The sequence below is a fragment of the Burkholderia sp. BCC1640 genome (assembly GCF_902833125.1).
GTDB classification, from domain to species: Bacteria; Pseudomonadota; Gammaproteobacteria; order Burkholderiales; family Burkholderiaceae; genus Burkholderia; species Burkholderia diffusa.
In genome coordinates this window covers 1-512 of sequence record NZ_CADFEF010000148.1, presented here as the reverse complement: position 1 = coordinate 512, position 512 = coordinate 1, and the positions used below count along the sequence as shown (strand labels likewise).

At 60.7% G+C, this 512-nt stretch carries 1 protein-coding gene; it reads right to left on the bottom strand.

Annotated elements, in window-relative coordinates:
• On the bottom strand, window positions 1-512 hold a 512-nt coding region (locus tag HWX25_RS32930; RefSeq protein WP_244138840.1), incomplete at both ends, for an AAA domain-containing protein.

Here is a 512-nt window from a genome sequence, read left to right as displayed (position 1 = left end):
CTGTGGAATGACACGGTAACCCCGGTTCACCAGCTCCGTGTACACCTGCCGCTCAAAGCCCGACTCGCATAGGTCGATGAGGTTTTTTTCCTCCTCGCCATTGCCGTGCTGGTCGATTGGCATCGAGAAATGCTGTAACAGGCCTGCGCGCAGGTCTTTCCCTGATGCAGACAGCTCCGAGAGCTTCACGGAACGCACGAGATACATGCGGTCCTGCGCGCGACTCGCAGCGACGTTGAACCGCTGCTCTGACGACTGGTCCGAAAGTGCTCGCGTGCCGGACGAGTCGATGACAAGCGACAGGAAAATGATGTGGCGCTCAGCACCCTGGAATGTCCGGGCATCGCCGCAGGCGAACTTACGCCGGTGCAGTTCAGCCGCGTCACAACGTTCGCGCACGAGCGTGTCGATGACCTTGCCTTGCTCTGGCCCGAGCAGCGTGACCACGCCCAGCGTGCGATGCTCGAACTGCGGGTTGGCTAGGATGGCCTGAATTTCGGCCACAATCGCCT